This is a genomic window from Lactobacillus sp. HBUAS51381, assembly GCF_012641095.1.
Lineage (GTDB): Bacteria > Bacillota > Bacilli > Lactobacillales > Lactobacillaceae > Levilactobacillus.
On sequence record NZ_JAAVSC010000004.1, the window covers coordinates 40,781 to 66,633 of the forward strand.

23 protein-coding genes and 1 pseudogene are annotated in these 25,853 nt (G+C 51.3%); 19 read left to right on the forward strand and 5 right to left on the reverse strand.

Features of this window, described 5'->3' with window-relative positions; genetic code table 11:
- Positions 1 to 248 precede the first annotated feature (248 nt).
- From HEQ50_RS02375 to HEQ50_RS02405, 7 genes and pseudogenes are all read left to right on the forward strand, one after another.
- Positions 249 to 1,139 carry a DegV family protein gene (locus HEQ50_RS02375; RefSeq protein ID WP_168898892.1) on the forward strand — a complete coding sequence of 297 codons (891 nt, stop codon included), beginning with the start codon at positions 249 to 251 and terminating at the stop codon, positions 1,137 to 1,139.
- A gap of 791 nt (positions 1,140 to 1,930) precedes the next feature.
- Positions 1,931 to 2,902: an ABC transporter substrate-binding protein gene (locus HEQ50_RS02380; protein WP_168898893.1), complete on the forward strand. Its 972-nt coding sequence runs from the start codon at positions 1,931 to 1,933 to the stop codon at positions 2,900 to 2,902.
- 15 nt (positions 2,903 to 2,917) lie between these two features.
- The gene (locus tag HEQ50_RS02385) at positions 2,918 to 3,886 is read left to right on the forward strand and encodes an ABC transporter permease (protein ID WP_168898895.1); all 969 of its coding nucleotides are present in this window, start codon (positions 2,918 to 2,920) and stop codon (positions 3,884 to 3,886) included.
- The gene (locus HEQ50_RS02390) at positions 3,816 to 4,586 is read left to right on the forward strand and encodes an ABC transporter ATP-binding protein (RefSeq protein ID WP_168898897.1); all 771 of its coding nucleotides are present in this window, start codon (positions 3,816 to 3,818) and stop codon (positions 4,584 to 4,586) included. The genes HEQ50_RS02385 and HEQ50_RS02390 overlap by 71 nt, the downstream gene beginning before the upstream one ends.
- Positions 4,587 to 5,161: 575 nt before the next feature.
- Positions 5,162 to 6,499, forward strand: a pseudogene (locus tag HEQ50_RS02395) (APC family permease).
- Between the two features lie 745 nt (positions 6,500 to 7,244).
- Positions 7,245 to 7,955: a cyclase family protein gene (locus HEQ50_RS02400; protein WP_168898899.1), complete on the forward strand. Its 711-nt coding sequence runs from the start codon at positions 7,245 to 7,247 to the stop codon at positions 7,953 to 7,955.
- Positions 7,956 to 7,968: 13 nt separating this feature from the next.
- Positions 7,969 to 9,081 (forward strand): 5-methyltetrahydropteroyltriglutamate--homocysteine S-methyltransferase, encoded by a 1,113-nt coding sequence (locus tag HEQ50_RS02405; protein WP_168898901.1) that lies wholly within the window; start codon positions 7,969 to 7,971, stop codon positions 9,079 to 9,081.
- Between the two features lie 345 nt (positions 9,082 to 9,426).
- On the opposite strand, the gene HEQ50_RS02410 is transcribed toward HEQ50_RS02405, so the two are convergent.
- Entirely contained in the window at positions 9,427 to 10,119 is a 693-nt protein-coding gene (locus HEQ50_RS02410; RefSeq protein WP_168898902.1) for a CPBP family intramembrane glutamic endopeptidase, read from the reverse strand.
- Between the two features lie 35 nt (positions 10,120 to 10,154).
- On the reverse strand, positions 10,155 to 10,538 hold the full coding sequence (locus tag HEQ50_RS02415; RefSeq protein ID WP_168898903.1) for a VOC family protein: 384 nt from the start codon (positions 10,536 to 10,538) through the stop codon (positions 10,155 to 10,157).
- 217 nt (positions 10,539 to 10,755) lie between these two features.
- Here HEQ50_RS02415 and HEQ50_RS02420 point away from each other — a divergent pair, with 217 nt between their 5' ends.
- Both HEQ50_RS02420 and HEQ50_RS02425 read left to right on the forward strand, forming a co-directional pair.
- Positions 10,756 to 12,279 carry an ABC-F family ATP-binding cassette domain-containing protein gene (locus HEQ50_RS02420; protein WP_211089174.1) on the forward strand — a complete coding sequence of 508 codons (1,524 nt, stop codon included), beginning with the start codon at positions 10,756 to 10,758 and terminating at the stop codon, positions 12,277 to 12,279.
- Positions 12,280 to 12,381: 102 nt separating this feature from the next.
- Positions 12,382 to 12,975 carry a L,D-transpeptidase gene (locus HEQ50_RS02425; protein WP_168898907.1) on the forward strand — a complete coding sequence of 198 codons (594 nt, stop codon included), beginning with the start codon at positions 12,382 to 12,384 and terminating at the stop codon, positions 12,973 to 12,975.
- An 86-nt stretch (positions 12,976 to 13,061) separates the two neighbouring features.
- On the opposite strand, the gene HEQ50_RS02430 is transcribed toward HEQ50_RS02425, so the two are convergent.
- The 3 genes from HEQ50_RS02430 to HEQ50_RS02440 all read right to left on the reverse strand — a co-directional run bounded on the left by HEQ50_RS02430 (position 13,062) and on the right by HEQ50_RS02440 (position 18,202).
- Entirely contained in the window at positions 13,062 to 13,973 is a 912-nt protein-coding gene (locus tag HEQ50_RS02430; RefSeq protein WP_168898908.1) for a proline-specific peptidase family protein, read from the reverse strand.
- Between the two features lie 89 nt (positions 13,974 to 14,062).
- Positions 14,063 to 16,501 carry a Xaa-Pro dipeptidyl-peptidase gene (locus HEQ50_RS02435; protein WP_168898910.1) on the reverse strand — a complete coding sequence of 813 codons (2,439 nt, stop codon included), beginning with the start codon at positions 16,499 to 16,501 and terminating at the stop codon, positions 14,063 to 14,065.
- Between the two features lie 300 nt (positions 16,502 to 16,801).
- Positions 16,802 to 18,202 carry an APC family permease gene (locus tag HEQ50_RS02440; RefSeq protein ID WP_168898912.1) on the reverse strand — a complete coding sequence of 467 codons (1,401 nt, stop codon included), beginning with the start codon at positions 18,200 to 18,202 and terminating at the stop codon, positions 16,802 to 16,804.
- Positions 18,203 to 18,679: 477 nt separating this feature from the next.
- On the opposite strand from HEQ50_RS02440, the gene HEQ50_RS02445 reads away from it, so the two are divergent.
- From HEQ50_RS02445 to HEQ50_RS02490, 10 genes are all read left to right on the forward strand, one after another.
- Positions 18,680 to 19,105, forward strand: a complete 426-nt coding sequence (locus HEQ50_RS02445) for a bis(5'-nucleosyl)-tetraphosphatase (RefSeq protein ID WP_168898914.1) — start codon at positions 18,680 to 18,682, stop codon at positions 19,103 to 19,105.
- A complete protein-coding gene (locus tag HEQ50_RS02450) occupies positions 19,095 to 19,655 on the forward strand; it encodes a guanylate kinase (RefSeq protein WP_168898916.1) in 561 nt (186 codons plus the stop codon). Before HEQ50_RS02445 ends, HEQ50_RS02450 begins: the two co-directional genes overlap by 11 nt.
- 82 nt (positions 19,656 to 19,737) lie before the next feature.
- Positions 19,738 to 20,202 carry a Fur family transcriptional regulator gene (locus HEQ50_RS02455; RefSeq protein WP_168898917.1) on the forward strand — a complete coding sequence of 155 codons (465 nt, stop codon included), beginning with the start codon at positions 19,738 to 19,740 and terminating at the stop codon, positions 20,200 to 20,202.
- A gap of 76 nt (positions 20,203 to 20,278) precedes the next feature.
- Positions 20,279 to 20,818 (forward strand): hypothetical protein, encoded by a 540-nt coding sequence (locus HEQ50_RS02460; RefSeq protein ID WP_168898918.1) that lies wholly within the window; start codon positions 20,279 to 20,281, stop codon positions 20,816 to 20,818.
- Between the two features lie 20 nt (positions 20,819 to 20,838).
- Entirely contained in the window at positions 20,839 to 21,786 is a 948-nt protein-coding gene (locus HEQ50_RS02465; protein ID WP_168898920.1) for a DUF6681 family protein, read from the forward strand.
- 534 nt (positions 21,787 to 22,320) lie between these two features.
- Positions 22,321 to 23,061, forward strand: a complete 741-nt coding sequence (locus HEQ50_RS02470; RefSeq protein WP_168898922.1) for an amino acid ABC transporter ATP-binding protein — start codon at positions 22,321 to 22,323, stop codon at positions 23,059 to 23,061.
- A 20-nt stretch (positions 23,062 to 23,081) separates the two neighbouring features.
- Positions 23,082 to 23,918, forward strand: a complete 837-nt coding sequence (locus HEQ50_RS02475; RefSeq protein WP_168898924.1) for a transporter substrate-binding domain-containing protein — start codon at positions 23,082 to 23,084, stop codon at positions 23,916 to 23,918.
- Entirely contained in the window at positions 23,915 to 24,553 is a 639-nt protein-coding gene (locus HEQ50_RS02480; RefSeq protein ID WP_168898925.1) for an amino acid ABC transporter permease, read from the forward strand. Before HEQ50_RS02475 ends, HEQ50_RS02480 begins: the two co-directional genes overlap by 4 nt.
- A gap of 19 nt (positions 24,554 to 24,572) precedes the next feature.
- A complete protein-coding gene (locus HEQ50_RS02485) occupies positions 24,573 to 25,226 on the forward strand; it encodes an amino acid ABC transporter permease (protein WP_211089176.1) in 654 nt (217 codons plus the stop codon).
- Positions 25,227 to 25,618: 392 nt separating this feature from the next.
- Complete coding sequence (locus HEQ50_RS02490) at positions 25,619 to 25,789, forward strand: hypothetical protein (protein WP_168898929.1); 171 nt, start codon at positions 25,619 to 25,621, stop codon at positions 25,787 to 25,789.
- The last annotated feature ends 64 nt before the right edge of the window (positions 25,790 to 25,853 follow it).

Genomic DNA, 25,853 nt, shown 5'->3' on the forward strand with positions numbered 1-25,853 from the left:
ATTTTAGTGTACGGCATTGCTGAAAAAGCGTCAACCTTATTTTCATTTTTTTCGCACCGAAAACGGTGTCTTTCTTCGAGAAGTGCGGGGTGATCGGGATTTTCAGACCGTTGATTGACCGCCGCTGGTAATTCTTTGGTGACTCGTGAAGGTCTTTGGTATACTGTAGGGTAATTAAGTGAAGCGCGGTGGTTATCGAACGATAGTCATCAGTGAGACGTGACCTTCAAGGAGGCGGCCTGAAAAAGATGAAAATTGCAGTGATGACGGATACCTCAGCGGGCATTGATTTTGTCGAAGCCGAGCAGCGTCAGATTACCTTATTACCAGCGCCGATAATGTTTGGTAATCGTCAGTACCATGAATACCAAGACCTATCGACGGCGGACTATTATCGGTTGATGCGGTTGGCCAAGACCAAAAAAGTGGTGCCGACCGCGCCCCAACTTTCGATGAAGACGATTCAGGCGGCGTGCGATGAGTTGGTCAAGCAGGGGTATACCGACGTTATCATCATTGGTCCGTCGCTAGGTATTTCTGGTTTTGTGAATACCCTGGCGGCCTTTGCCGAAAGTATTAAAACCATCCATGTGTGGCCGTGGGATTCCCGGGGCATCTTGACGGTGATGGGCGATCAGGTTCGTCTGGCTGCCGCGTTGGTGAAACAAGGCGCTACCGTTCAGGCGGTCTTTGATCAGCTGACGTTGTTGCGACAAACCATCCACAGTATTTTTGTGGTGGATTCCATCAAGCCACTGTTGCGGACGGGGGAGGTCAATCCCAGTCGCGGACCGGGGAGCACGCCGCTGCATGCGGGAAAGCCAATTTTAGCTTTTGATTCATCCGGTAAGATGCGGTACGCCGGGAGCACCTTGCGATGGCGGGGGGCTCGGGGCGACTTTCTCGACGACTTGGCGCAGGATCTCACCGCCACGGTCCCTGTTAGGGCCACGATCCTCAACGCCGACCAGCCGGAGGCCACGCAACGCTGGTTAGCCGCGGCTCAGGAGCGGTTCCCGACGGTGAAATTTGACGTGGCGCTGATTGGTCCGAGTTTTGGCGTCCACGTTGGCGATGGCGCCATGGGGATGGCGTGGTCCCAGGACTTTCGGAGCTTAACCGTTGATGATGAGAGATAGATTAGAAAATTAGGGTTGACACGACTATTCTTTAATGGTTTACTAGTACTTGTAAATTGATAAATGAAAGGAACTTCACTCATGAAGCAAAATAACCTCACTCATTTGAATAGCCAATTTGCCTTTAGCTTTTTCTTTAGATAGCGTTTGTATTCACCTCGTTGGATACGAACGCGCCGCACAACTGCGTTTGTATCTATCGAATAGCTAAAGTTTTTCAACATGACTTAAGCGCCAGATAGATACGGGTACAATCTATCTGGAGAAATATTATCGGGCCCGATAACACCAGGTAGATTCTACTTAGAATCTGTCTGGTGTTTTTTTGTTTAGAGCGTGAAGGCGGGCGGTAGGTCCTGAGCATTAACGTAGCTAAGTGCCCGCTCGGTGGAACCGAGCCGGTGCTTAGCTGGGTTAAGCGCAGGGACCTGCCCGACTGAACGCGTTTCGAAAGCCGCAAGTTTCCGAGCATCCCCAGCGATCGCCAAGTCTTAGCGATAAGCAAAGGCGTAGCTGCGAGGCTCACAGCCCATTAGAACTGATCCGGAGCAGTTCTACAGGAATTTCGTAATCCCGACTCAGCGGACGCGCTGAATCGACGAAATGGCTAAACTTGTGGGTCCTAAACAAGCGTCACGTTGAATCAATCTGTGGGCAGGCTTGCCCGTATGTCGGGTAAGTCGCACGACGCATTTATCAAAAAACCAAACGTTTTCAGCAAGTCGCTTCACTTACAAATCGCGTCAACAAATTCGGTCCCCGCGACCGATCAAACTCTGGAGGCATTCATTATGAAAAAAATTATCTTATCAAGTCTTGCATTATTGGGCCTAGGGCTAACCTTGGCAGGGTGTTCCAACAAATCTTCTGCCAGCAGTAAAAGTACCCTCAACGTCGGCATTCTACAGGTGGTCCAACACGGATCGTTGGATGAGGCGCGCCAAGGCTTCAAGGCCGGTTTAAATCATGAATTAAAGGCCCATAACAAGTCTGTGAAGGTCAAGTATCACTACTTAAACGCGCAGGGCGACCAATCCAACTTGAACACGATGAGCCAGCAATTGGTTCAACAAAAGAATGATTTGTTGCTAGGCATTGCGACGCCGGCCGCCCAAGCCCTGGCTAAGAAGACCACGACGACACCGACATTGGTGACGGCCGTCACGGATCTCAAGGCCGCGGGCTTGGTCAAGTCCGACAGCCAACCCAAGACCAACGTCAGTGGAACCAGTGATTTAACGCCGGTGGGCTTACAGTTAAAGTTGCTTGCCAGCATGCGTCAGGGCAACAAGCCACTGGGCGTCATGTACAACTCGTCCGAAGAGAATTCCGTGCTCCAGGTGAAATTGGCCAAGGCCTACGCCAAGAAGCACAACCTGAGTTTGAAAGTCGTTAGTGCCACCAGCACCAACGATGTGACCAGCGTACTCGCCGGCCTAGAGGGCAAAATTTCTGGTCTGTATTTGCCAACGGATAACCTGATGGCCAGCGCGATGAAGACTATTGGCCAGAAGGCGAAGGCCGCTAAGTTACCGGTTGTCACTGGCTCGATTGAAATGGCGCAGGATGGCGGTACCGCCACTTACGGCATCAACTACTACGATTTAGGGAAGCAAACGGGGAAGATGGCCTACGATGTTTTGGAAAATAACAAGAAACCCCAAAGCATGGCCGTTCAAACCTCAAAGAAACTCCACATGTACATTAACAAAGCAAATGCCAAGGCCATTGGTTTGAAGACCAGTCAGATTCAAGAACCGTAGAAAGAAGGAGAATTTATGTTAATCACGAGTATCGGACAGGGCCTCCTGTGGGCGCCCCTTGCCATCGGCGTTTTCATTACATTTCGAATCTTGGATATTCCCGATCTGACCACGGAGGGCAGTTTCCCGTTGGGGGCGGCCGTCACGGTCAGTGCCATGGTCAGCGGTCAGTCCGCGCTGGTGGCTAGTCTCTTAGGGTTTGTCGCCGGTTGTTTGGCCGGTTGGGTGACGGGAATGTTGGACACGAAGCTACGGATGCCCTCGTTACTTGCCGGAATCCTGACGATGACCGGTCTGTACTCCATCAACATGCACGTGATGGGTAAGTCCAACGTGCCCCTGTTGAACCAACGCGTGCTGACGAGTTATCTGCCCGCCGGTTGGTCGATAGATCTGCAGACCATCATCGTCGGCGCCGTGATTACCGGCGTGGTCATGGCACTGCTGATCTGGTTGTTCAAGACGCGGTTAGGGCTGTCTCTGATGGCAACGGGGAATAATTCGGCGATGAGTGCCGCCAATGGCATTTACACCGACCGCATGGTGATTATCGGCTACATGGTCTCGAACGGCTGCATTGCCTTGTCGGGTGCGCTGATTGCCCAGAGCAACGGTTACGCCGACATCGGCATGGGGATCGGCACCATCGTGATTGGTCTGGCTTCCGTGCTGGTGGGGGAAATCTTCCTGCGCGGGCGTCAGATGTGGGTTCGCCTGTCGGCCATGGTCGTGGGTGCCATTATTTACCGCTTCTTACTCACGGTGGCGATGGGCCTCGGTTTCCCAGTCGATGACCTGAAGATTCTGTCCGCAGGCATTCTGGTCGTGGTGATCTGCCTGCCTCTATTACGGCAAAAGTACCAAACCAAGCAACAGTTGAAACGTTATCTCAAACAGATTGGAGTCGATTCGCATGCCACAGAAACCAGCAGTCTTAAGCGTCAAGCATCTCCAGAAGGTCTTCTTTCCCGGGACAGCAAATGAGCGCCACGTCTTAAAGGACGTCAACCTTACGATTGAACCCGGTGATTTCGTCGCTGTGATCGGCAATAACGGGGCCGGGAAATCCACGCTCCTCAACACGATTGCCGGGACGTTGCCGGCGGACGCTGGCGAATTGACATTGGCAGGCCACCGCATCACCCGCAAGCCAATTGCCTCCCGTTCACGGTGGTTATCGCGGGTCTTCCAGGACCCCAAGATGGGGACGGCGGGTGAACTCAGCGTTGCGGAGAATCTAACGTTGGCCGCACAGCACACGGGCAGTATGAGCCTGAAGCGCTATCGGCGTCACGGGCAGACGGCGGCCTACCAGAACCTGTTGCAACCGTTAAATATGGGCTTGGAGGATCGTTTGACCACGCAGGTGAAGTATTTGTCTGGTGGACAACGGCAGGCCTTGTCGTTACTGATGGCTACGTTGAGCCAACCGGAATTACTGTTGCTGGATGAGCATACGGCTGCCCTTGATCCACGAACCAGTCAGAAAGTGATGGCGCTGACCCAAACCATTGTGGAGCAGCACCAGTTGACCACGATGATGATCACGCATAAGATGAGCGATGCCTTGAAGTACGGCAATCGCCTGGTCATGGTCCAAGATGGCCAGATCAAATTGGATGTCCGCGGCGAGGCCAAACAAAATTTGCGGCAGGAAGAATTATTAACGCTGTTTGCCGAGTAGAGTTGACCCGGTGATTGATCCACGAACCCACGCGATGGCAATTGTGACTAAATTTTCAAGCCGGTCATGTGGAAATTAGAAAATAATGTGAAAATTCCCTTGACAATGAGAGACATGCTCACTATTATCTAATGTATTGAATCGCTGCGCAGTGATTTGTAAAACTAAATTGAAAAAGTCGCGAGAAGAAGAGTAACGACGTGGATTTCCTTTAAGAGAGCCCCCAATGGTGTGAACGGGTAGAAAGAAACGTGGTGAAGATGAGCTTCGACATGACCGGTATTCGTGCAAGCGGGTATCGCGGAAGGATCCGTTACCATCCCTGGTATCATAGTGTACTGTTGAGGCATCAAGTGATTGATGCGAACAAAGGGTGGTAAAGCGATAATTCGCCCCTTAATCGTTGGTTAAACAACGTTTAAGGGGCGAATTTTTTTGTTTCCAGTAAGCTAGGCCAACTGCAGTGGCTGGGATTGCTGGGCAATCAGCCGTCGCCCCCGAGAGAATTGATTCAGTCTTTTCGGTCCACCGGTTGATGGGGGACCAAACCAATAATTGCATAAGAAGATGACGAGATGGAAAGTACGACTTCAGAATTAAAAGTGAGTTTATCGACCAAAGATTTAGTGATTTATGGGGTGACCTTCATGATTCCGGTGGCGCCCTTGGCCTTTTACGGATCTTTTTTGACCCCGGCCAACGGGATGGTCTCCCTGGCCTACTTGGTTGGGATGATTGCCATGTTATTTACAGGCTTTAGTTACGCCACAATGGCTGGGCGGTATCCCTTCTCTGGGTCCGTTTATACTTATGTTCAGCAAGGCACGACCGCAGGCTTAGGTTTTATCAGCGGCTGGGGAATCGTCTTGGATTATCTCTTGATTCCGACGATTACGTACCTGATCACGCAGTCATTCGGGAAGTCCCTAATTCCTGGCATTCCCGGTTGGGTGTGGATCGTAGCCCTGGTGCTCTTCAACACCACGATTAATATTTTAGGCGTCAACATCGTGACCAAGATCAGTTGGGCCTTGATTGCGCTGCAAGCGTTTGTGCTACTGGCCTTTGTGGTTGGCACGGTTAGCGCGCTGATTCACGGCACCATTCATCCCAACGTGGTGGCCTTCTACAATCCGGCCCACTTTAACTTTCAAGGCGTGCTCCAAGCAACGGGGATTGTCATTGTGAGTTACTTAGGGTTTGATGCGGTTAGCACGCTGTCGGAAGAGACGGAGAATCCGTACCATTCGGTTGGTCGGGCCATTATCCTATCGATCGTCAGCATTGGGTTACTCTTCGTCTTTATCACGGCACTAGCGGGATTTGTCGCACCGGACTATCAGAATTTGAATCCCAACATGGCTTTTCTGGGGATTCTTGATCGGGTCGGTGGTTCCTGGTTGGTTAAATTAGCCGACATTACCATCATCTTATCGTTTGGTTTTGCCAGTGGTCAGGAAGGGCAGACCGCCGTTTCCCGGATTCTCTACGCGATGGGCCGCGATGGCGTCTTACCGGCCTCACTGGCCAAGTTACACAAGCGGTACTAAACGCCGGTTGTCGCCATCATCTTAGTGGGTGCCGTGTCATTGGTCCTGTCGTTGGCTTTATCTCAAGACATGGTATCCAACCTCGTTAGTTTTGGCGCGTTATTTGGATTCATGGTGCTCAATCTATCCGTGATCTGGAAGTTTTACATCACGGGGCAGCACCGAACCGTGAGTGATTTGTTGAAACACTGTATTTCACCATTGATTGGTTTTGGCGTCAGCGCCTGGATCTTCTTGAACCTGTCGATTGACGCCAAGCTGGTGGGCGCTGCGTGGCTGGCCGTCGGGTTGGTGATCTTGATCATCAAGACCAAGTTCTTCAGCGTCCGGACGCCCAAGCTGGACTTCACCAGTAAGAATTGATGGACTAAAAGCCACATGGTCGGAAATACAGTCAAGTTTCCAGCTGACAAAGTTTATTACCATTAGGCTAGTTATCAAGGGTCACCTGCGTCAACCAGAGATTCCAGTGCTGTGGGGAACGCCTGCGGCCTGAGAAGCGGTCCTCCGGCTCGGTTTGAAGCCTGACCAGAATCGTCAGTCTCCAAACACGTCCTGCGATGTAAGCTGTTGTACAGCTAACATCGCTGTCACGGCTACCTACATCTCTGGCTGCCTCCGGTTACGATGGTTGAAAACCACTAAACGTACGGTGACATCGCTGGAGTGACCGTATGTCCCCCATGTTAATTTGGGACATCACATGTAGCCGTGAGTGAGTCAAATTTGGTCTCAGCCGTGGGAGTTTCCAAGTGTTCTGCTTGGAAACTGGCGTCTTTGAGACGTGATTTTCGGCTCAAAGCGAGGGAAAAGACAGGGTTTTGGCTTTTCCCGTCCTTCCCACAGCGTTCCAGACCAAATTTGGCGAACGGTAAGGCGACCAGTACGCGACTATCGGATGATGATAGTCACTCACTATCCTTGTCACACCAGGGATTATAGCTATTTTCTATCTTTCAACTTTCAGTTTAGAAGTTAAGTATCAATTGATTCATAGCGCATTTTACCTAAGACATCACTATTGGAGGATGACACAATGACGACTAAAAATAATGAAGCAACAAACACCCAAGCACCCGTTTCTCCCGTCGCTCAGACCATTGAATAATTGAAAGCCTATAACTGGGTGGATTTGACCCATACCTTCGGGCCAGATAGTCCGCGGTTCCCATCGTTTGCGAAGCCGGAGTTTAAGACGATCTTTACCCACGCGGATGGCTTCTTCGTTAAGCAGTACACGTTCCCCGGCCAATTTGGGACCCACATCGATCCGCCCATTCACTTTGACGCTCATCAAGATAAGTATGTCGAAGATTTGGCGTTAAAACAGTTGGTCTTGCCGCTGGTCGTGATTGACCGGTCGGCCGCCGTGGCCAAGAGCCCGGATGCCTCGTTGAGCGTGGCCGACATTCAGGCGTGGGAGAAGCAGCACGGTAAGATTCCTGCCGATTCCTTCGTAGCGCTACGTACCGATTGGGGCAAACGTTGGCTGAGTCAAGCTAAGTTTGAGAATTTAGACGATCACGGTCAGGCCCATTATCCCGGCTGGGACTTAGAAGCCCTGAAGTTTATTTACGAACAACGTCACGTGACGGCCAATGGGCACGAGACGTTTGATACCGATACGGCGGTCAAGCAAGAAAACGGCCTGGTTGGCGAATACTACGTCTTGTCCCACGGGCACTATCAAGTGGAGTTACTGGATAATTTGGATTTGGTGCCGGCGACGGGCGCTTACATTTTCATTTCCGTGCCAAAAGCGGAGAAGGCACCGGGCTTTCCCGTGCGCGCCTTCGCTGTCGTTCCGGATACAAAGTAGGGAGGAATCGCAAATGACCGAAGCAACACAGATAAAGTTTCCGTACCATTACGATGTTGTTGGAAGTTTACTCCGCACGCCGGCGTTAAAGCATGCTTTGGCTCAGTTTAACCGCGGTGACATTTCGGCAGCTGAACTGAAACAAGTTCAACGGGCCGAAACCAAGACGGTCGTGGATCAAGAGGTCGCTCTGGGGTTGAAGGCGGTCACCGATGGCGAATTCGACCGAAACTGGTGGCACTTGGACTTTTGGAAAGATCTGACCGGGATCAGCAAGCACTTCAAGGAATCGATTTCGTTTGCCGGTGGGGAAAACAAACTCCATACGGCCCAGTTGGTGGACAAAGTTGCCTTTAATCCGGACCATCCGTTCTTTGACGACTTTAAATACACCCAATCGCTGGTGCCAGCGGGCGTGACGGTTAAGCAGACGATTCCATCGCCAACGTTATTGTTTGGCGCCAACTGGCACGATGTTTATGCCGATTGGGATGCCTACCTCAGCGATCTCGCGGACGCTTACCACCAAACGATTCTACAGTTCTATGCGTTGGGAAATCGGTATCTCCAACTCGACGATACCAATTGGGCCTACCTCATTAGCGAGCTCAACGCCACCGAGGATGATCCCGGCGCCCATGCGAATTTCGAGAGCCAGGCCCAGGACGCGGTAGCCCTGATTAACGCCGTCTTGAAGGACTTGCCGGCCGATCTGACGACCACCACGCACATTTGCCGGGGAAACTTTAAGTCAACGTATGTCTTTTCGGGAAGCTATGACGTGGTGGCTAAGTACCTGGGGCAACTGAACTATGATGGCCTCTTCCTGGAGTACGACAGCCAGCGGGCCGGTGGGTTTGAACCGCTCGATGAGATTTGGCACAATGATGCCAATAAACGCTTGATTCTGGGATTGGTGACGTCCAAGACGCCTGAACTCGAATCGAAAGAAGCCTTGATTCAGCGCTTAAATGAAGCCGCCACCCACGTTCCCTTAGAGAACCTGGGTCTCTCAACGCAGTGTGGTTTTGCCTCGTCCACGGTGGGCAACCTGTTGACGCAGGAAGAGGAATGGAATAAATTACAGCGGGTCATTGACGTTGCCCGGCAGGTCTGGGCCATTTAAGGTACTCAGTCGCGCCGTGTTAGGGCGTGTGGTCGGCGTTGCCGGCAATCCGCGCCGCTTGTCTTCGTCACCGCACGGCACCTTGCGGGATATGTGGGAGTTTCCTATCCAACCAACCCAACATGGTCTATACTGTAACCAGATTCACAGGTCACGGGCTGTTGGTGGCCGGGAGAATCTGCATTTAAAGCTGAGTGGAGCGACTGCAACGCGCATTAAACGGGGATTCCCGTTAGCGTTGCCCAAGAAACGTAACGGACGCGAACCGTGAGAACTAGGAAATCATGGGGCAGCGGCCATACATAAAAAAGCTCGGGGCGACTGCCTCGGGCTTTTCATGTGTCCTCAGATAAGGGACATGGCATTATTTAAGAAATGCAGGGTCATATCGTAACGAATATCGCGGAAATGCAGGTAGCTGTAGCCCAACACCCAGCCCAGTGCCGAATACATCAGCAGGGTTGGCGTGAAGCTCGCAACGTGCATGAAACCAAAGATGATGCCGGAGACGAAGATGCCCAGGAAATTCATCAGCTTGGTATTCTTACTGAAGAAGTAGTTGAGGAAGATGCCGCGGAAGATGAGTTCCTCAATCACCGGGGCCAACAGAATCGCGTAGGCTAGATTCCAGAAGGGCAATTGGGTGACCTGTTGATTAATCGCCTGTTGGTTGGCCGGACTCGGGAGAATGTGGGTGGCAATGAGAATGGTCCACGCATATTGGATCGCCAGCATCAGGATAAAGAGGCCAATGAGCTGACTGACGGTCTTACCGGTAAAGGGGGTGCGGCCAAATTGTCGCGGATTGTGCCGCTGAAGCTGTTTCTGATAGCGCCAGGTGATGAACCCCAGAAGAAGACCGGTGTAAATCAGCATCATCCCGATGGTACGGTTAGTCGCGGATCCGTGGCTGGCCTGCAAGGTGGCCTGGGTGAGAAAGAGGCTGTCTATCAGGTAAAGTAACAGGAAACCCAGCCATTTGAGGTCTCGAAGTACCCAGTCAAGCAGCCAGTTGAGACCCTTGTTCAACAAATTCATGCAAGCAGTCCTCCAATGTTAGTGAGTGAATGTGGTTAGTTGTCGTATTTACCAATCTCGATGAGGTTCTCATCGGGGTCGCGGACGTAGACTGAGGTCATGGGACCCAGGGCGCCCTGCTTGGGGATGGGGCCGTCAACGATTTCGACCGCGTAGTTGGTGAGGTGGGAGAGAATGTTAGCCAGCGGATCGGTCGCGATGATGGCGAAGTCTGCGCCACCGACCGTCGGGTGCTTGGCGACTGGTAGATGTAGATCGTCACTTTGCTGAAAATTTAGCTTTTGCTTGCCCAGTTTAACGCCGCGCCGGCCATCGTCAAGTTCGATGATGGGCAGGTCAAAAACTTCGTGGTACCAGCGCACGGAACGCTCGATATCGCTGACGGTCAGGGTAATGTGGTCAATGTTTCGAATATTCATGAAAGCTTCAGTCCTTAGAAGTAAATTTTCACTATTATAGCATAGTTTTCAGGAAAGACCCTAAGCCGTGAAGTTGACGAACCCGGGCGTTTCGTGGTAAGTTACTACTTATATATTGTCGTTTGGGAAGAGGCCTTGACGTTGTCGGGGCTTTTTTCTTGCGTGAGAGAAGAAGGGAAGGATACACGTGCCATTACTAGAAGTTGACGACCTGAGCATGAGCTTCGCCGATAAGAAGCTCTATGAGGGGGCCAGTTTTACCCTGGAGAAAGGCGAGCACATGGGCGTCGTTGGGCAAAACGGGGTCGGCAAGTCAACCTTAATCAAGATTATTACGGGACAGGAGTTGCCACTGACGGGTTCAGTGAAGTGGCAAAAGAAGACCCACGTGGGCTACTTGGACCAATACGCGGACATTCCAGCGGGGATGACGTTGATTGACTTTTTGCATACCGCCTACGCTGATTTATATGAAATGAATGACCGGATGACCGCATTATACACGGAATACGCCGAAAGCATGGATGATAAGCTCTTGGAACGGGCCGGTCGGATTCAAGAAGAACTGGATGCTCGGAACTTTTACGACGTGGAAACGCAGATTGAACGGGTGATTTCCGGGTTAGGCCTCGATGACATGGGCCGTGACCATGAAGTGGCCAAGATGTCCGGGGGACAACGGTCGAAGATTATTTTGGCGAAATTACTGCTGGAAACGCCGGACGTTATTTTACTGGACGAACCGACCAACTACCTGGATACGGCGCACATTGCGTGGCTAGAGGATTACCTGAACGGATTCGATGGCGCAGCGTTGATTGTGTCCCATGATTACGATTTCTTGCAGGACGTGACCAACTGTATCATTAACGTGGCGTTCGGCCAGATTACCAAGTATCGGGGTAACTTCAAGCAGGCCATGCGGCAGCGGGGCGAAAAGGAAAAGGCCCAGCAACGTGAGTTCGACAAGCAACAGGTTGTGATTGAAAAGGCCGAACGCTTTATTCGTAAGAACAAGGCCGGGTCCAAGTCAACCATGGCGAAGTCCCGGGAAAAGATGCTGAACCGGATGGATCGGGTCGATCCGCCCTCGACCAATATTCAGGCGCACTTCGATTTCCCTTATCAGGAAACCGGGTCACAGAATGCGTTGGTGGTCGATCAACTCTCCGTGGGGTACGATCGTCCGTTGTTGAAGCCCGTGACGTTCTCCGTAACGACCGACCAAAAAGTCGGCCTGACCGGGTTCAACGGGGTCGGCAAGTCAACGCTGATTAAGTCCATCCTAGGGATCATTAAGGCCAAGGGTGGGGAGGCGTCCTTCTCGCCGTCCGCACGCATCAGCTACTTCAGTCAGGATTTGGTTTGGGATAACAATCGGCAGACGCCGCTGCAGATTATCCAGGCGAAGTATGAAAAGTTACCGCAAAAGGCCATTCGGGGAAAGTTGTCCAAGTGTGGCTTGGATTCCGCGAACGCCATGAAGCCGATCGGCGAGCTCTCCGGGGGCGAACAGACCAAGGTCAAGTTGGCGTTGCTGGAATTTGAACCGGCTAACTTCCTAATCATGGACGAACCCACGAACCATTTGGACGACGAGACCAAGCAGGCCTTGAAGGAAGCCATCGCAAACTTTCCGGGAAATGCGATTATCGTCAGCCATGAGGCTAGCTTCTACACGGGATTAGTCGATAAGATTTTGAACGTTGAGAAGCTGAGTTTGAAGAACGTCCAAAACTAACGTTGCAGGAAGATTACGTTTCGGTAAAAATCGTTTCCTTTTCTGGGAAAATCCGTTAAAGTTGACGGTAGAATAAAGTTCAGGAGAAAGGGACGGCAAAGCATGAGACGTTTCAGACAATTAATGGTGATTGTGATCTTAGTCGTCGTGGCGGCCCTGGGGATTAACCGGGTCATCCAACACTCGTCGGCGGATAAGACGGCAACAACGCAAACGACTCAGAACACAACGCCTAAAAAAGCAACGGTCAAAAAGATTAATTGGCGTGAGCCATCTGAGGACAAGGCTTATCCCAACTTGAAGCAGCACCCGAATGCCTGGCTGGATGTGAATACCAGTAAGCAACGGGTCTACATTAAAGATGGGAACCAGACACTCTATACCATGTACTGTTCCACGGGAACGGGCAAGGAAAATGGCACGCCACACGGGACCTTCTACATTCAGGCCGAACGCGGGAAATTCTTCTACAATCAGTCATCTGGTGAAGGGGCGAAATACTGGGTTTCCTGGAAGGATCATGGGATTTATCTCTTCCACAGTGTGCCAACCGACCAGAATGGAAAGTTCATCAAGAGCGAGGCCGAAGAACTGGGTAAGACGGCCGCTTCACACGGCTGTGTCCGGTTGTCAGTCGCTGATGCTAAGTGGGTTTATACCAACGTGCCTTATGGGATGAAGGTTGTGATTCACTAAGTCGGTTCAGTTGTTAAGCAAATAAAATTAAAAAATCGTCCAGCCAATTCTCAATGGGAATTGACTGGACGATTTTCGTTTAACGTTTAAGCATTAAAATTATCGTTTTCCACATCGCGGATAAACGTTGCCAAGTGATCGTAATAAACGGGAGCGTTGTCGATCATGTGGTGGTGGCCCCCTTCAGGCGTGGTGACGAAGCGAGAGTGGGGGATGAGTTCGGCCATCTTCTTACCGGTGGCGATCGGCATGGTTTCGTGTTCTCCAAAGGTTAACAGGGTTGGGACCTTGATTTCCTTCAAGTGGTCACGGAAGTTCCATTCCTTCAGCTTACCCTTGATGACGAATTCGTTGTCACCCTGGAAGGCACCGTAAACGTCGGTAGCCATCGTGCTGATTAGGTGGGAAATGGCGGCCGGCTTCTTCCGGTCCACGTAGCCATCGTTTAAGATGTCCACGTAGCTTTGGTAGGTCGGATCGTCATAGTTGCCGTTGGCTTCGACTTGTTTCATGTAGGCCACTTGGTCGGCGGATAAGACCGTTTCCCGGATATGGTTGATGCTTTCAACGTATTCGTCAATGTTATCAACCATGGAAGAAATGATCGCGCCCTTTAAGTGTTGACCGTACTTAGCGGCGTACATTTGAACTAAGGCGCCACCCCAGGATTGGCCAATCAGGTAGAACTTGTCGATGCCCAACTTTTGGCGAACTTCTTCGACTTCATCCAGGAAGTAATCATAGGTCAGATACTTCTTGGCCGTCTCGGGGTCGCTATAGTCGGGTTGATCGGAGTACCAGGACCCCAATTGATCGTACATGTGGACCTGAACGTTCAGGCCTTGGGCGGCTAATTGCTTGGCTGTGTCTTCCCAGTATTCATGGTTACCACCAGGGCCACCGTGAAGGGCGAGCAAATGAATGTCGCCGGTGCCTTGGGTGTTGGTCCAGAGGTGGTAGCCGTTGTCTAAGGTAATAATCGTCGTGCCTTGTTTCATAATGAAATTCCCCCGTTTCTAATGAGTTAATCATAGTTTATCACTGTCAGTAAAATTCCGAAACCAAAGTTGATGGTGGTGTCGCACGCTTATTTTTCAACAAATGGAATCGTCAGTGAGGATTCGCCGAGTTGGACGGAGTATTGCAGGTCCTGATTCCCCCGAACCGTCATCCCAAAGTCCGTGGCGTAGACCACCAACCCCAGTTGATGTCCCGCCAGCAACTTGTAATGTGTTGGCTGTAGGGTGACGCTTAAATCGTAGAACTGATTAGGCTTGAGCGGGTCGACGTGGTAAGCGTTGGTTCGGTTCTGCAGGTTCCGGTGGCCCTTGGTGATCATCTTCCAGGGCGTGACCTTAGTGGTCTGGAATTCACGCAGGTTGTCTTCGCGCCAACGGTAGCCTTCATCCAGATTAATTCGCAGCGGCGTTGGACTGACGCCCAGCCGTTTCGCCTCGCCATAGTCCACAATCTGGAAGCTGAGCATGCCGACCGGTTGGTTGACCGCCACCTGAAGCTTGACGGTTGGCTTGCCGTCTAGGATCAAATCGTCCTTTAAGACGGCGGACTTGAAGATTAAGCGGTGACCGAACATGTCGTTATGCTTGTCGCCCAGTAAGGCCGTTTGCCAAGCCGCAATATCCTTGGTGTAGTGCTGGTACTGAGCGGTTGGCAGTTGGTCGCTGAAGCTGGTGGCAAATTCCATGGGTTCGTGGGTCGCCTGATCGACCAATTCATCGTGTTGCAGGTTGAAGACGCGTTGGGGATTGCTAGGGGCATCCCAGTCGGTGGTGGCATGCCAGGTTTCTGGTGTCACGTTGTCCTGAATAATCACGTTGGGCAACAGCGTTTCGGCCTGGTTGTCGACACCGAGCAACTCGTGGGTCAACCAAAGATTGACGATGTCCGTGTAGTCAATCGAGCGAAAGGCATTGATGTAGATGTGTTGCCCCTGGTGTAAGATCAACTTTTTGGTCACGGGCAAATCTCGAACGGCATTCCACAAGTTGTTGACGTTGCGGGGTTTAACGTTCCAGTCGTTTAAACCGTGAACCAGCAGCAGATCGGCCTTGATGTTCTTGACATTCTTCAAATAGTTCCGGGCGTCCCAGAAACGGTTGTAGTTCCCGGTTGCGCGGTCCTGACCATGCGTGATAGCGGCGAGATCAGCCTGCCATTTCGCCTGAATCCGGTGGTAGTCACCGGCCTTGAGCTGACGACTGAAGGTTTCTTCGGCTAATACGTCGGTATCTTCGCCAGGGAAACCGCCGGGAGCAATGACTAACCCACCATCGCGGTAGTAGTCGTACCAATTTGAAATGGCAGCTTCGGAGATCACCGTCTTTAGCCCCGTGACGCCAGTGGTGGCGGCGGCAGTCGCTAACGTTCCCAGGTAGGAACGCCCGGTCATGGCGACCGCGTGATTGCTCCACCAGGCGGGAATGGCTTGCGTAGCCGCACGACTGGTAAAGGCGGTACGGTTGCCGGCCAACCACTCAATAATGGCAATGGTCGAGGTGGTTTCCTCAGGATCACCGGTGGTACGAACGCCATCGGAATCAAGCGTCCCAATCCCGGCGGCGTAGACGACCGCGAAGCCGCGCGCGAGGAAGTAGTCGTTGAGCGTGTAGGATTGCTCGCGCGCGAAGGTTTCTTCGGCCGTCTTGGTCGTGGTGGTGACGGGACGGGGCGCGGGAACCGGCGTGGTAGCGGGTTGCGCGGTAACATCTTCGGCCGTCAAATCGTTGGGCTGTTTGGGCTCCAGCGGTACGTTGACGTTGTGCATCATTTGGTCGCCCGCCTCATCGTTGGTACCCTGGTTGTAGGGGCTCGCCGTGTACAGAACGGGCACCTTGAGGCCATCCTCTGTTTCGGCTGGGCGAATGATTTCGGCTTTGAGCAGATCACGTTGACCATCGCCATCGGTGTCTTGGGGACTTTCAACGTAGACGACCTCGCGAATCAATCGCGTGGTGTCGAAGACGGCTTGTGCCTTGCCATTGAAGAGCAACGGCTTTTCCACACTGGCATCGTGGACAAAGGGGGCAAAGTACCCGTGTGTTGTCAGATGATCCAAGAAGGTTTGACCATCCTTGGTGTGCGTGGTTAACAGCAGGTACCAGGCTTGCTTAAGCTCAGCCAGGGTAAAGTCTTGACCGGCGTGGGGGGCCACGGGCAACTGGATCTTAGCCATGGCGGCTAACGGATCGGCTAATTGAAAGTCTAAGCCCGGTTGGAAGTTCAAACGTTGTAGTGCCAGATTATAAAAGACCGTGACGGGGACCGTTTCGTGCGTGGTTAAGAAGTCCAGCCCATCAACATCTGGCGTCGCCATGAGGTTAGCAAGCTGCTGATGAACGACCGTGGTCGTGGTGTATTCCGGCCAACTCTTAGCGTAAAAATCTTGAAGCAAGGCACTACTACTGGTTAATTTCTGGTTCGTCGCCGTTAAGAAGTGAATCCGTTCAAGCTCGCGTAGGGCCGTCGCCGGCTGCGTGGGACGAATGGCAAATTGTTGATTACGCAAATGAATCACCCTCCTAAATTAGTTAAGTGCAGTGAAAATTGATGATGATTGAGGCGGTTGTTAAGATGGGACATAAGAGACCTGAAGGCTGAAAACAAAGTCAAGCTAGAGGCCTAGATGCGACCAAACGACAACTATAATTATATGATAGTCGTGTCTTAGTCACCTTATCATGTGTCAAATTTGGTTTATTCACGGCGCCATGAAACTTGACCAATTAAACCGGCTGAACGTTGTCATACCAGTAAATGCCAATATGCTCTATCAGCTGGGAATTGAGTCGTGTTAAACTTCAGCAGTCTAGTCTTGTGAGGAATCGTTGAGCCGACTGTGGCGAATGCCATAGGTGAAGTAGATGACGAGTCCCAGCGCAAACCAGATTGACGAGGCAATCCAAGTCTCTGCTGGTAACTGGAGCATCATGCCAAAGCACAGCAGGCCAGAGACGATCGGTAACACGGGATACCAGGGAACCTTGAAGCCGGAGTTCTCCGGGAGTTCCTTGATGTGCCGCAAGCGGATAATGCCAAAGGAAACGAAGAGAAAGGCCACTAAAGTCCCGATGTTAACCAGGTTCGTCAATTGCGCCAGTGGGACGAAACCACCGAGCAAGGCAATGACAACGGTGATGACCGCTAGACTATTCTTCGGTGTGCCATTGGTGGCATCAATCTTCCCCAGAAATTTGGGCAACAGACCATCCCGACCAACCGCGTAGATTAAACGGGACGAGCTGTAGATCATCGTGACCATCATCGTAAACATGCCGGCCAGTGCGCCCAGGGAGATGATCCCTGAGGTCCAATTTTGATGGACAAGTGTGAGCGCAAAGGCAACGGGGTCGGCGACGTTCAGCTTGGTGTAGTGCACCATCCCGGTTAAGACCACGGCGACTAGCATGTAGAGCACGGAGGCCACAATCAACGTGCCAATGATCCCAATGGGCATGTTCTTCTTGGGATTCTTCACTTCGGCGGCCGAGGCCGAGACCACGTCGAACCCTAAGTAAGCGAAGAAGACGGTCGAGGCGCCACGTAGAATTCCCTTGGTGCCAAACGGGGCGAAGGGCTGCCAGTTGGCGGGCTTCACGTAAAAGATCCCAACCAATACGAAGAGAATAATAATGGCAATTTTGACAAAGACAATCATCGTATTGATTCGCATCGATTCACGCATGCCGCGATTGAGTAGCCAGCTGATGAGCAAGACCACGAGAATCGCGATCAGGTTACCGTATGTACCGTGAGCGGGGTCGTAAGGACCGGTGAGCGCCGTGGGAAGTGAGACGTGGAACCCAGCGATAAACGAGTTAAAATAGGCCCCAAAGGAGTTGGCCACGGCGGCCACAGCCAGCACGTACTCCAGAATCAAGGCCCAACCCAGAATCCAGCCGATGATTTCGCCAAAGGCAAGGTTACCGTAAGAATAAGCGGACCCGGCCACTGGTAGAACAGAGGCAAACTCGGCGTAACACATGGCCGCTGTCGAACAGACAATGGCCGCTAGTAGAAAGGATAAGACAATTCCGGGCCCGCTATACTGTGCGGCAATGGTCCCAGGAAGAATGAAGATCCCCGTTCCAATCACCGCACCAATGCCCAATGACATCAGGTCTTTTGCCGTCATGGTCTTGGCAAAGTGCTGGTCACTTTTTAAATAATTATCTAAGCTTTCGCGGCGAAAAATTCGCGAAATACCCATAAAAAGCCTCCTTAATAATGATGATATCTCGGATAGTGTACCCTAGACTTAAATTAAAAGTCAATGAGAGTTGGCCAGACTTTTGCGAATTCTCGGCTAAATTTTACCCATAAAGGCATGTTTCGGGATAGAATAGAACAGATATGGTCATCGTGAGCTTGACCTAAAGGCTATCCGAAAGCGGAAGAAAGGCGTTAGTGGTAGGGAATAAACGCCGTGGTTGTGCCATTTGATGGCGATGAGTTGATCTGACCGGGGGGGACGATAATCCAGGATAAATCGTCTGGTTCGGGTTTGACGGTCGCATGGCGTCACCGTACCCATTTTTTCTGAAAAATTTCGCCGGCCGTCGATGTTCTGTGTTAAAGTTAAACTTCACGCGAACTGTTGCTTACGGTTTGGGGTGAGGCACCGGTGGTCGGCGTGGCCTTTAGCGTCAATCCGCCGTCGATCAGTGAAAGAGGAGGCAACTTTAAAATGATTACTGAAAATGCAAGCGGCGCTGTGGTCTACCGACTCGTGGACCAGCAACCGCAATATCTATTATTGAAGAGTGCAACGAGCGACTTCTGGGGATTCCCCAAGGGGCACGTCGAGGGGACCGAGACCGATATTGACACGGCCGTGCGCGAAATTCGCGAAGAAACGGGCCTCAACGTGACGATAAATCCCGAGTTCCATGCCGACCTAGATTATGATATGAAAAATGGTCATCACAAACACGTGGTGCTTTACACGGCCCAGGTGCCCGCTGATGTTCTGATTGATCGCCAAGTCGAGGAAATTAGCGACTTTGGCTGGTTTGATTTTGCGACGGCCCACGAGCGGCTGAGCTATCCCAATCTGCAGAATTTATTGACCCAAGCCAACACCTTCTTAACGGGAGCACAACATGGCAAATAAGGTCTTAGTGATTACGGGCGCTACTGGAACGGGAAAGACCACGGTACAGGATTATCTGGTTGACCAGTACCCTGTTACGAAGGTGATTACGCATACGACACGGCCACCGCGGCAGGGTGAAGTTAATGGTCGAGATTATTATTTCGAGACCGATGAGAGTTTTCAGAAGAACCACTACCTGGAGTCCGTCTTCTATTCGGGCTACCACTACGGGTCATCCCGCGAAGGCTTGGCCGCCGGATTTGAACGGGCCCCCTTTGTGGCGATCGTCTTGGATACCAAGGGCGCCATTACCTATGCGCAGGAGCTGGGTGATCAAGCGGTCATCATCTTCTTAACGGTCAGTCAACCGGATGAGCTCTTGACCCGTGTGACGCAGCGTGGGGATGACCGGGCAATGCTCAAACAGCGCTTTGCCAGTCCCGAATATCGGCGAGATCTGACCATGCCGCTGGCTTTACGGGGGACCGCGATTCAGTTGAACAATGATAACTGGCAACAGACGCAGATTAAACTGGACACGTTGATGAAACGCTTACAGGCTGAATAGCTTGCACTTTGGTTGAGTTTCGTTGGGAAATGTGCGAAACTAACTAGGAATTCGGACTAAATTTTAAGAGGAGGCCACCATCATGGCAGATACGTTGAGCGCCGCCGTGGCGATTTTAAGAAAGAATAAATTCAAGTTGACCAAACAGCGGCACGCGTTGCTCGAGTTCTTATGGACCAATCAGGGCCATTATACGGACGTGGTGGCTGTCGATGCTTACATGCGAACCGAGTTTCCGGGAATGAGCCACAACACGGTCTACCGCAACCTGAAGGAATTTGAGGAAGTGGGCATTGTTGAGCAGAACACGGAACAGGAGCGGGCGCGCGTTAAATACCAATGTGACTTCCATCATCAGCACCATCATCACTTTGTCTGCCAGAATTGTGGTAAAGTCACGGAACTGCAAATGTGCCCGATGGACTTTTTCTGCGATCAATTACCGGGCTATGAGATTACCGGGCATAGTTTTGAGCTGTACGGTATCTGTGCGGAATGCAAAGCGGCCGGTGTTAAGGCAGCACCCAAATCTTTAGTCAAAAATTAAGAGAATTTTGAGAATTTCTTGTCTTTAACGTGCGATAATAATAGGCATTGAATAAACGTACAAGGAGGAATGTAGCATGGCGTACCGGACACCACCCTTTATCACGCCGTTTGCCATTGTTTCGATGGCACTCGCGCTCGGGGCTACCAACGTCGTGACCAATTCCGTCACGAAGACCAACGAAGGGGCTTCACGGACGTCGACGAGTTCATCACTGGTCGTCAACCAATCCAACGATTCGAAGAAAAAAGCCAGCGACGATAGTAAGAAGAAGGCTTCCGATTCTTCTAAGAAAGACAGTAGTGATTCATCTAGCAAGGATAGCAGTAGCAGTAGTAGTTCGACCACGGATACGGAAAGTTCGTCGGCTAATTCCACATCGGAGACCGGAACCAGTACGGCGGGAACCACGGGTTCAACCGGCACTACAGGGGCGAATACGTCTTCCAAGAAGAAGCCATCATCCACAACCACCAGTTCAACGACGGATGATAATACGACAACTGATGACACGGGGAGTACCAGCGACGATACCACCGGTGACACTGGGTCGAGCACGTACAGTCACGCAACGACGACCAACAATACGAATGACACCACGACTACGGGTCAATAAAGAAGGAAGGGGGACCGATCATGCTGAGTTTTCTTGATATGGTCAACCATTATCTAGGCTACATCAACGTAAGCGTGAAGATTAAGAACCGCATCTACGTTATTTTGGGTGCATTAGGGGATCTATACCTGTTTTACATCGGCGTCCGTTACCTTCAAAATGGGCATCCATTCTGGGGCCTGTTGATTTTACTGGTCGCCATTATTCTGTTGTATTTTGCTTACCTCAACACGGTGTATTACTTCACGAATAAGAAAGCACCATTTGATATTTCGCCGAAGATTGAGAAGCTCCTCCACATGAAGCCTAAAGAGGCCGAGTTGGATCAGCCTAAGCGAACCATGGGTGGTCGAAACATTCCAGCCAATGGGTATTTCGATGAGAAGAAAATATTACCTGGGAAATTAACGTCAACACCGATTGAACAGGATAATATTCAAAATCTGGCAACACGGCTCCAGCAAAATCAGTTATTACAGCTGGACTATTCCGGATTAGGCGACCGCGAGATTACGGAACAAACACGTCAGAGTGGAAAACCGGTCTATGCTTCTGGTCCGGGCGCCTTAATTCCGTACTTTGAGATGCAATCCGAAAATCACCAGCTGGTGGTTTATGCCGGCATGAATCAGGCCGAGAAACAACGGGTCGGCGTGGTCAGCACGGTGGGGTTACAGAACGTTGCCGATGTCCGTGATCAGTTTGAATTGTACCTCGCCAACGCCACGTTGGTTGGCGGTCCCTTTAAGGTTTTGGGACGGACCTCGGTGATTGAGCAGGAGAATGATTTTCAAGTGGCCGTACAACTGGCCTACAAGCATCAAAATGATTCGACCGGTCGGAGCTCTGACACGGGCCGAACCATGCGTGAGACGCCAACAACGTCGCGACGGGCACGGTATGACCAGGGGCCTTCGTCAGAACGTGACGCTGAACCGATGACGCGGACCTCACGTTACCATCACTAAATGCAACTTAAATAGCATACATGAACGCGTAGGGCCAAGGCTCTAGGCGTTTTTGATTTGGCTGCTAAAGGTCACCATGACGCCATAGGCAATGAAGATGACTGCAACAAGTGACGTGCTTGGAGCCTGACGGGGCTTGGTCAGACTTCAAAACGCACCTGAGGACCGCAGAACGAAGGTGGTCCCCACAGCACCGGAATCTCTGACAGACACAGGCGGTCATTAATAACGCCCCAGACTCTTTGGCTTTAGGGCAAGAATGTTCGGAAATTCTTGCCACTTATGTCAGCTTTTCTAACACGGTGGTGCCACACACGATATTTTTTTTGAAGGGGACGCGTCAGGCGCCAACCCGTGGTACGCCTAATCTTTTTATCCCTGAATCGTTTGCGGGGGTGGTCACACCGAGTGTGTTTATTTTGACCGGGTTATTTTTTTGGTTTAAACTTGATTTTGGACACAAAAAAATCCAGATGCATGGCTGTCGGGGACGACTGCATGGCAACTACTTTAGGTATGTGGAGGGAAAGACTTATGTCAATGATTGAATTTCACAACGTTGAAAAATACTACGGTAGTTTTCACGCATTACACAACATTAACTTGACGATTGAAGATGGGGAGACTGTGGTGCTGATTGGCCCTTCTGGGTCAGGTAAGTCGACTTTAATTCGGACGATCAATGGTCTTGAATCGATTCGGCACGGTCAGTTGATCGTTAATGGTCAAGATCTGGCGAATCCCAAGACGGATATGAACCGAATCCGGAAAAACGTGGGCATGGTGTTTCAACACTTTAACCTTTATGCGAATAAAACAATTCTAGAAAATATCATGTTAGCCCCACGGATCGTCCTGCATCGTAACGAGGATGAAAATAAAAAAGTGGCCATGGAGATGCTCGATCGCGTGGGCTTGGCCGATCAGGCGCCAAAGATGCCGTCGCAACTCTCCGGTGGTCAGCAACAACGGATCGCGATTGCCCGCTCGCTGGCGATGAAGCCCAAGTGTCTGTTGTTTGATGAACCGACCAGTGCCTTGGATCCCGAAATGATTGACGATGTGCTCAACGTTATGAAGACCATCGCCAGAGATTCCAGTATGACCACGCTTGTCGTGACCCACGAAATGGGCTTCGCGCGTGAAGTGGCCAACCGGGTTATCTTCATGGCGGACGGCCGCATCCTGGAAGACGACTCCAAGGAGACCTTCTTTGACGGCCAACCAACTAACGAACGGGCCCGTCAATTCCTAAGTAAAATTATCACACACTAAACCGGGGGAGGAATTTAGCAATGAAAAGATTGATTCGAAATCTTGGCCTCTTGCTGGCTCTGGTGACGGTCTCACTGATGGTAACGGCTTGTGGCAATCAGTCGTTAGCCAAGAAGAACGTGTTAAAGACCGATCAACAAGAGAAGACGATTACGTGGGGCGTCAAGGCTGACACCCGACTGTTTGGATTGTTGGATACGAAGGATAATAAGATCAAAGGCTTTGAAATTGATTTGGCCACGGCCCTAACAAAACAGATGTTAGGGAAGGACGCTAAGGCCAAGTTCATTCAGGTCACGAGTTCTACGCGGATGCCGATGCTGAAGAATGGGAATATCGATGCCATTATGGCCACGATGACCCCCACCACGGAACGGCGGAAGCAAGTGGCCTTTTCCAACCAGTACTTCATGGCGGGCCAGTCTTTGCTGGTCAAGAAGGGCAGTAGCATTAAGAACGTCCATGATTTAAACAAGCAAAAAGCCACGGTACTTGGGGTGGTTGGCTCCGATTCCGTTGAAAACGTGGCCAAGGTGGCGCCGCAGGCTAAAGTGCTTCAATTGACCGACTATGCCCAAGCCATGACGGCGTTGAAGTCCGGCCAAGGCCAAGCGTTGACTACCGATAACGGGATTCTTTACGGGATGTCGCTACAGAACCCGGGGTATGAGGTAACCCGGGGATCCTTCATCTCCGAACCCTATGGCATTGCCATGAACAAGAACCAAAAGGACTTCCGCTTAGCGGTCAACAAGGCGTTGAAGCAGGTTCGTGCGAGCGGCGAATACAACCGGATTCTTCACAAATGGTTCCACAATGTGAAGGGCTTCGACTACAAGGAGGCGGCTAAAGAATGATTCATATTTTTCAAGCTTACGGCGGCACGTTACTCTACGGGCTCGGCCAAACATTGCTGTGTAGCTTTATTGCGTTAGTGTTTAGTTTGATTATTGGGACACTCTTCGCCTTACTTGAAGAATCACCCAGTAAGGTTGCCCGGCATTGCGCGCGCGCCTACATCGAACTTTTCCGGAACATTCCGTTGCTGGTCATCACAATGTTCTTCTACGTGGTGTTCCCGCTGTACGTGGTTAAGATGAACGGGTTTACCGCCGGCACCATTGGATTGACACTGTACACGTCATCCTTTATTGCCGAAACGGTCCGCGCGGGGATTCAATCCGTGGATCCCGGGCAAATGGAAGGCTCACGGGCCAATGGTTTAACATATTGGCAGGCGATGCGCTACATCGTCTTGCCCCAAGCCTTTCGGTACGTGATTCCACCACTGGGGAACCAATTCGTCAACCTGGTGAAGAATTCCTCCACGTTAGCCTTCGTTGGGGGCTTCGATCTGATGTATCAAGGTAACGTGATTGCCTCGAGTTCCCTGCAAACCATGGCGGCTTATGCGTCGGTCGGGGTGCTCTACTTGATTATCACGATGCCCATCAGTTACTACATGCGTTATCTAGAAAAACGGCTAGCTTAAGGGGAGGAGATTCATTATGCTGCAAAACTTTATTGATGCTTATTCTCCCGACAACCTACGCTACCTGTTCGGTGGACTGGGCATTACCATCCTAGTTTCCGTGATTTCGATTATTGGGAGTTTTATCATCGGGTCGGTTCTCGGTGTGATTCGCTACGTGAAGATTAAATACGTTTCGGCCATTGTCGGTTTTATCATCGACGTTATCCGGAATTTACCATTACTGTTGATTTTATTTTTCACTTACTTTGGTCTGCCCAACCTGGGCGTCAAGCCGGAAATTATTCCGGCCGCAATCTTAGCCATGACCATCTTTGAGTCGATGATGCTGGCTGAAATTGTCCGTTCCGGGATTCAAGCGGTCGACCCCGGTCAGATGGAAGGGGCCCGGGCCAACGGGCTGACTTACTGGCAAGGCCTTTGGCACATCGTCTTACCCCAAGCGTTGGTCAAGATGATTCCAGCTATCGTTAGCCAGTTTATCTCGTTGGTTAAGGACACGTCACTGGCAACGATCATTCTCTTGCCAGAAATGCTATTCCGGTCACAGATTATCTACGGTCAGAACACCAACTACATTATTCCTATGTTCGTGGCTATCGCGTTGATGTACTTCATCGTCTGCTACCTACTCTCGCTATTGGCCAGCTACTTGGAAAAACGGCAGGCTTAATTCTGCTTAAACGAACAGCGACTGACATTCCCAAATTCACGGGGATGCCGGTCGCTGTTTTCGTGTCGTTAGCACTGAATATAGTCCTTCGCAGCCGCCTTACCGTTCGCAAAATATGAGCTGGATCGCGGTGGGCAGGACGCGCCGAGCCTGAGAAGCGGTCTCGGCACTCGCTTGGAACCGCCCCAGACCGGCGTTTCCAAGTCGCCATTATCTAACCGGCTGACGCCGTTCAGATAATCCCACGGCTGAGCTCATATTTTGCTTCACTCTCGGCTCCGGTGGTGGTTGTCAGTCAGGCAGATACATCAAATAGGCCGAAGACTGACTCCGGATGTTGCGGTTGTTACTGACATTCAGTGAGCGTACCGCTACGCCGGAGGAGGCTAGTAATGGAGCCAGCCGTGACAACGGTGTTAGCTGGCGTTCCTGGCCAGCTTAGACCGTGGGACGACTTGGGAGACTTGTGGGTTATGCAAGGCTTCCAAGCGAGCCGGAAGCCCGTTTTTTGGCTGCAGGCGGAATTGCTGGCAGCCGCAGGTAACTGGCGTGAGCACTACTGAACGTCAGGCGGACAGCCGGCAACAACGAAGCCGCCAAAAATTGACCTCTTGGCGGCTTTGATAA

Excerpts from the sequence above, each read along its gene's own strand:
- HEQ50_RS02375 (WP_168898892.1), top strand. The coding sequence starts at position 249 with ATGAAAATTGCAGTGATGACGGATACCTCAGCGGGCATTGATTTTGTC.
- HEQ50_RS02380 (WP_168898893.1), top strand. The coding sequence starts at position 1,931 with ATGAAAAAAATTATCTTATCAAGTCTTGCATTATTGGGCCTAGGGCTA.
- HEQ50_RS02385 (WP_168898895.1), top strand. The coding sequence starts at position 2,918 with ATGTTAATCACGAGTATCGGACAGGGCCTCCTGTGGGCGCCCCTTGCC.
- HEQ50_RS02390 (WP_168898897.1), top strand. The coding sequence starts at position 3,816 with ATGCCACAGAAACCAGCAGTCTTAAGCGTCAAGCATCTCCAGAAGGTC.
- HEQ50_RS02405 (WP_168898901.1), top strand. The coding sequence starts at position 7,969 with ATGACCGAAGCAACACAGATAAAGTTTCCGTACCATTACGATGTTGTT.
- HEQ50_RS02410 (WP_168898902.1), bottom strand. The coding sequence starts at position 10,119 with ATGAATTTGTTGAACAAGGGTCTCAACTGGCTGCTTGACTGGGTACTT.
- HEQ50_RS02415 (WP_168898903.1), bottom strand. The coding sequence starts at position 10,538 with ATGAATATTCGAAACATTGACCACATTACCCTGACCGTCAGCGATATC.
- HEQ50_RS02420 (WP_211089174.1), top strand. The coding sequence starts at position 10,756 with ATGAGCTTCGCCGATAAGAAGCTCTATGAGGGGGCCAGTTTTACCCTG.
- HEQ50_RS02425 (WP_168898907.1), top strand. The coding sequence starts at position 12,382 with ATGAGACGTTTCAGACAATTAATGGTGATTGTGATCTTAGTCGTCGTG.
- HEQ50_RS02430 (WP_168898908.1), bottom strand. The coding sequence starts at position 13,973 with ATGAAACAAGGCACGACGATTATTACCTTAGACAACGGCTACCACCTC.
- HEQ50_RS02440 (WP_168898912.1), bottom strand. The coding sequence starts at position 18,202 with ATGGGTATTTCGCGAATTTTTCGCCGCGAAAGCTTAGATAATTATTTA.
- HEQ50_RS02445 (WP_168898914.1), top strand. The coding sequence starts at position 18,680 with ATGATTACTGAAAATGCAAGCGGCGCTGTGGTCTACCGACTCGTGGAC.
- HEQ50_RS02450 (WP_168898916.1), top strand. The coding sequence starts at position 19,095 with ATGGCAAATAAGGTCTTAGTGATTACGGGCGCTACTGGAACGGGAAAG.
- HEQ50_RS02455 (WP_168898917.1), top strand. The coding sequence starts at position 19,738 with ATGGCAGATACGTTGAGCGCCGCCGTGGCGATTTTAAGAAAGAATAAA.
- HEQ50_RS02460 (WP_168898918.1), top strand. The coding sequence starts at position 20,279 with ATGGCGTACCGGACACCACCCTTTATCACGCCGTTTGCCATTGTTTCG.
- HEQ50_RS02465 (WP_168898920.1), top strand. The coding sequence starts at position 20,839 with ATGCTGAGTTTTCTTGATATGGTCAACCATTATCTAGGCTACATCAAC.
- HEQ50_RS02470 (WP_168898922.1), top strand. The coding sequence starts at position 22,321 with ATGTCAATGATTGAATTTCACAACGTTGAAAAATACTACGGTAGTTTT.
- HEQ50_RS02475 (WP_168898924.1), top strand. The coding sequence starts at position 23,082 with ATGAAAAGATTGATTCGAAATCTTGGCCTCTTGCTGGCTCTGGTGACG.
- HEQ50_RS02480 (WP_168898925.1), top strand. The coding sequence starts at position 23,915 with ATGATTCATATTTTTCAAGCTTACGGCGGCACGTTACTCTACGGGCTC.
- HEQ50_RS02490 (WP_168898929.1), top strand. The coding sequence starts at position 25,619 with ATGGAGCCAGCCGTGACAACGGTGTTAGCTGGCGTTCCTGGCCAGCTT.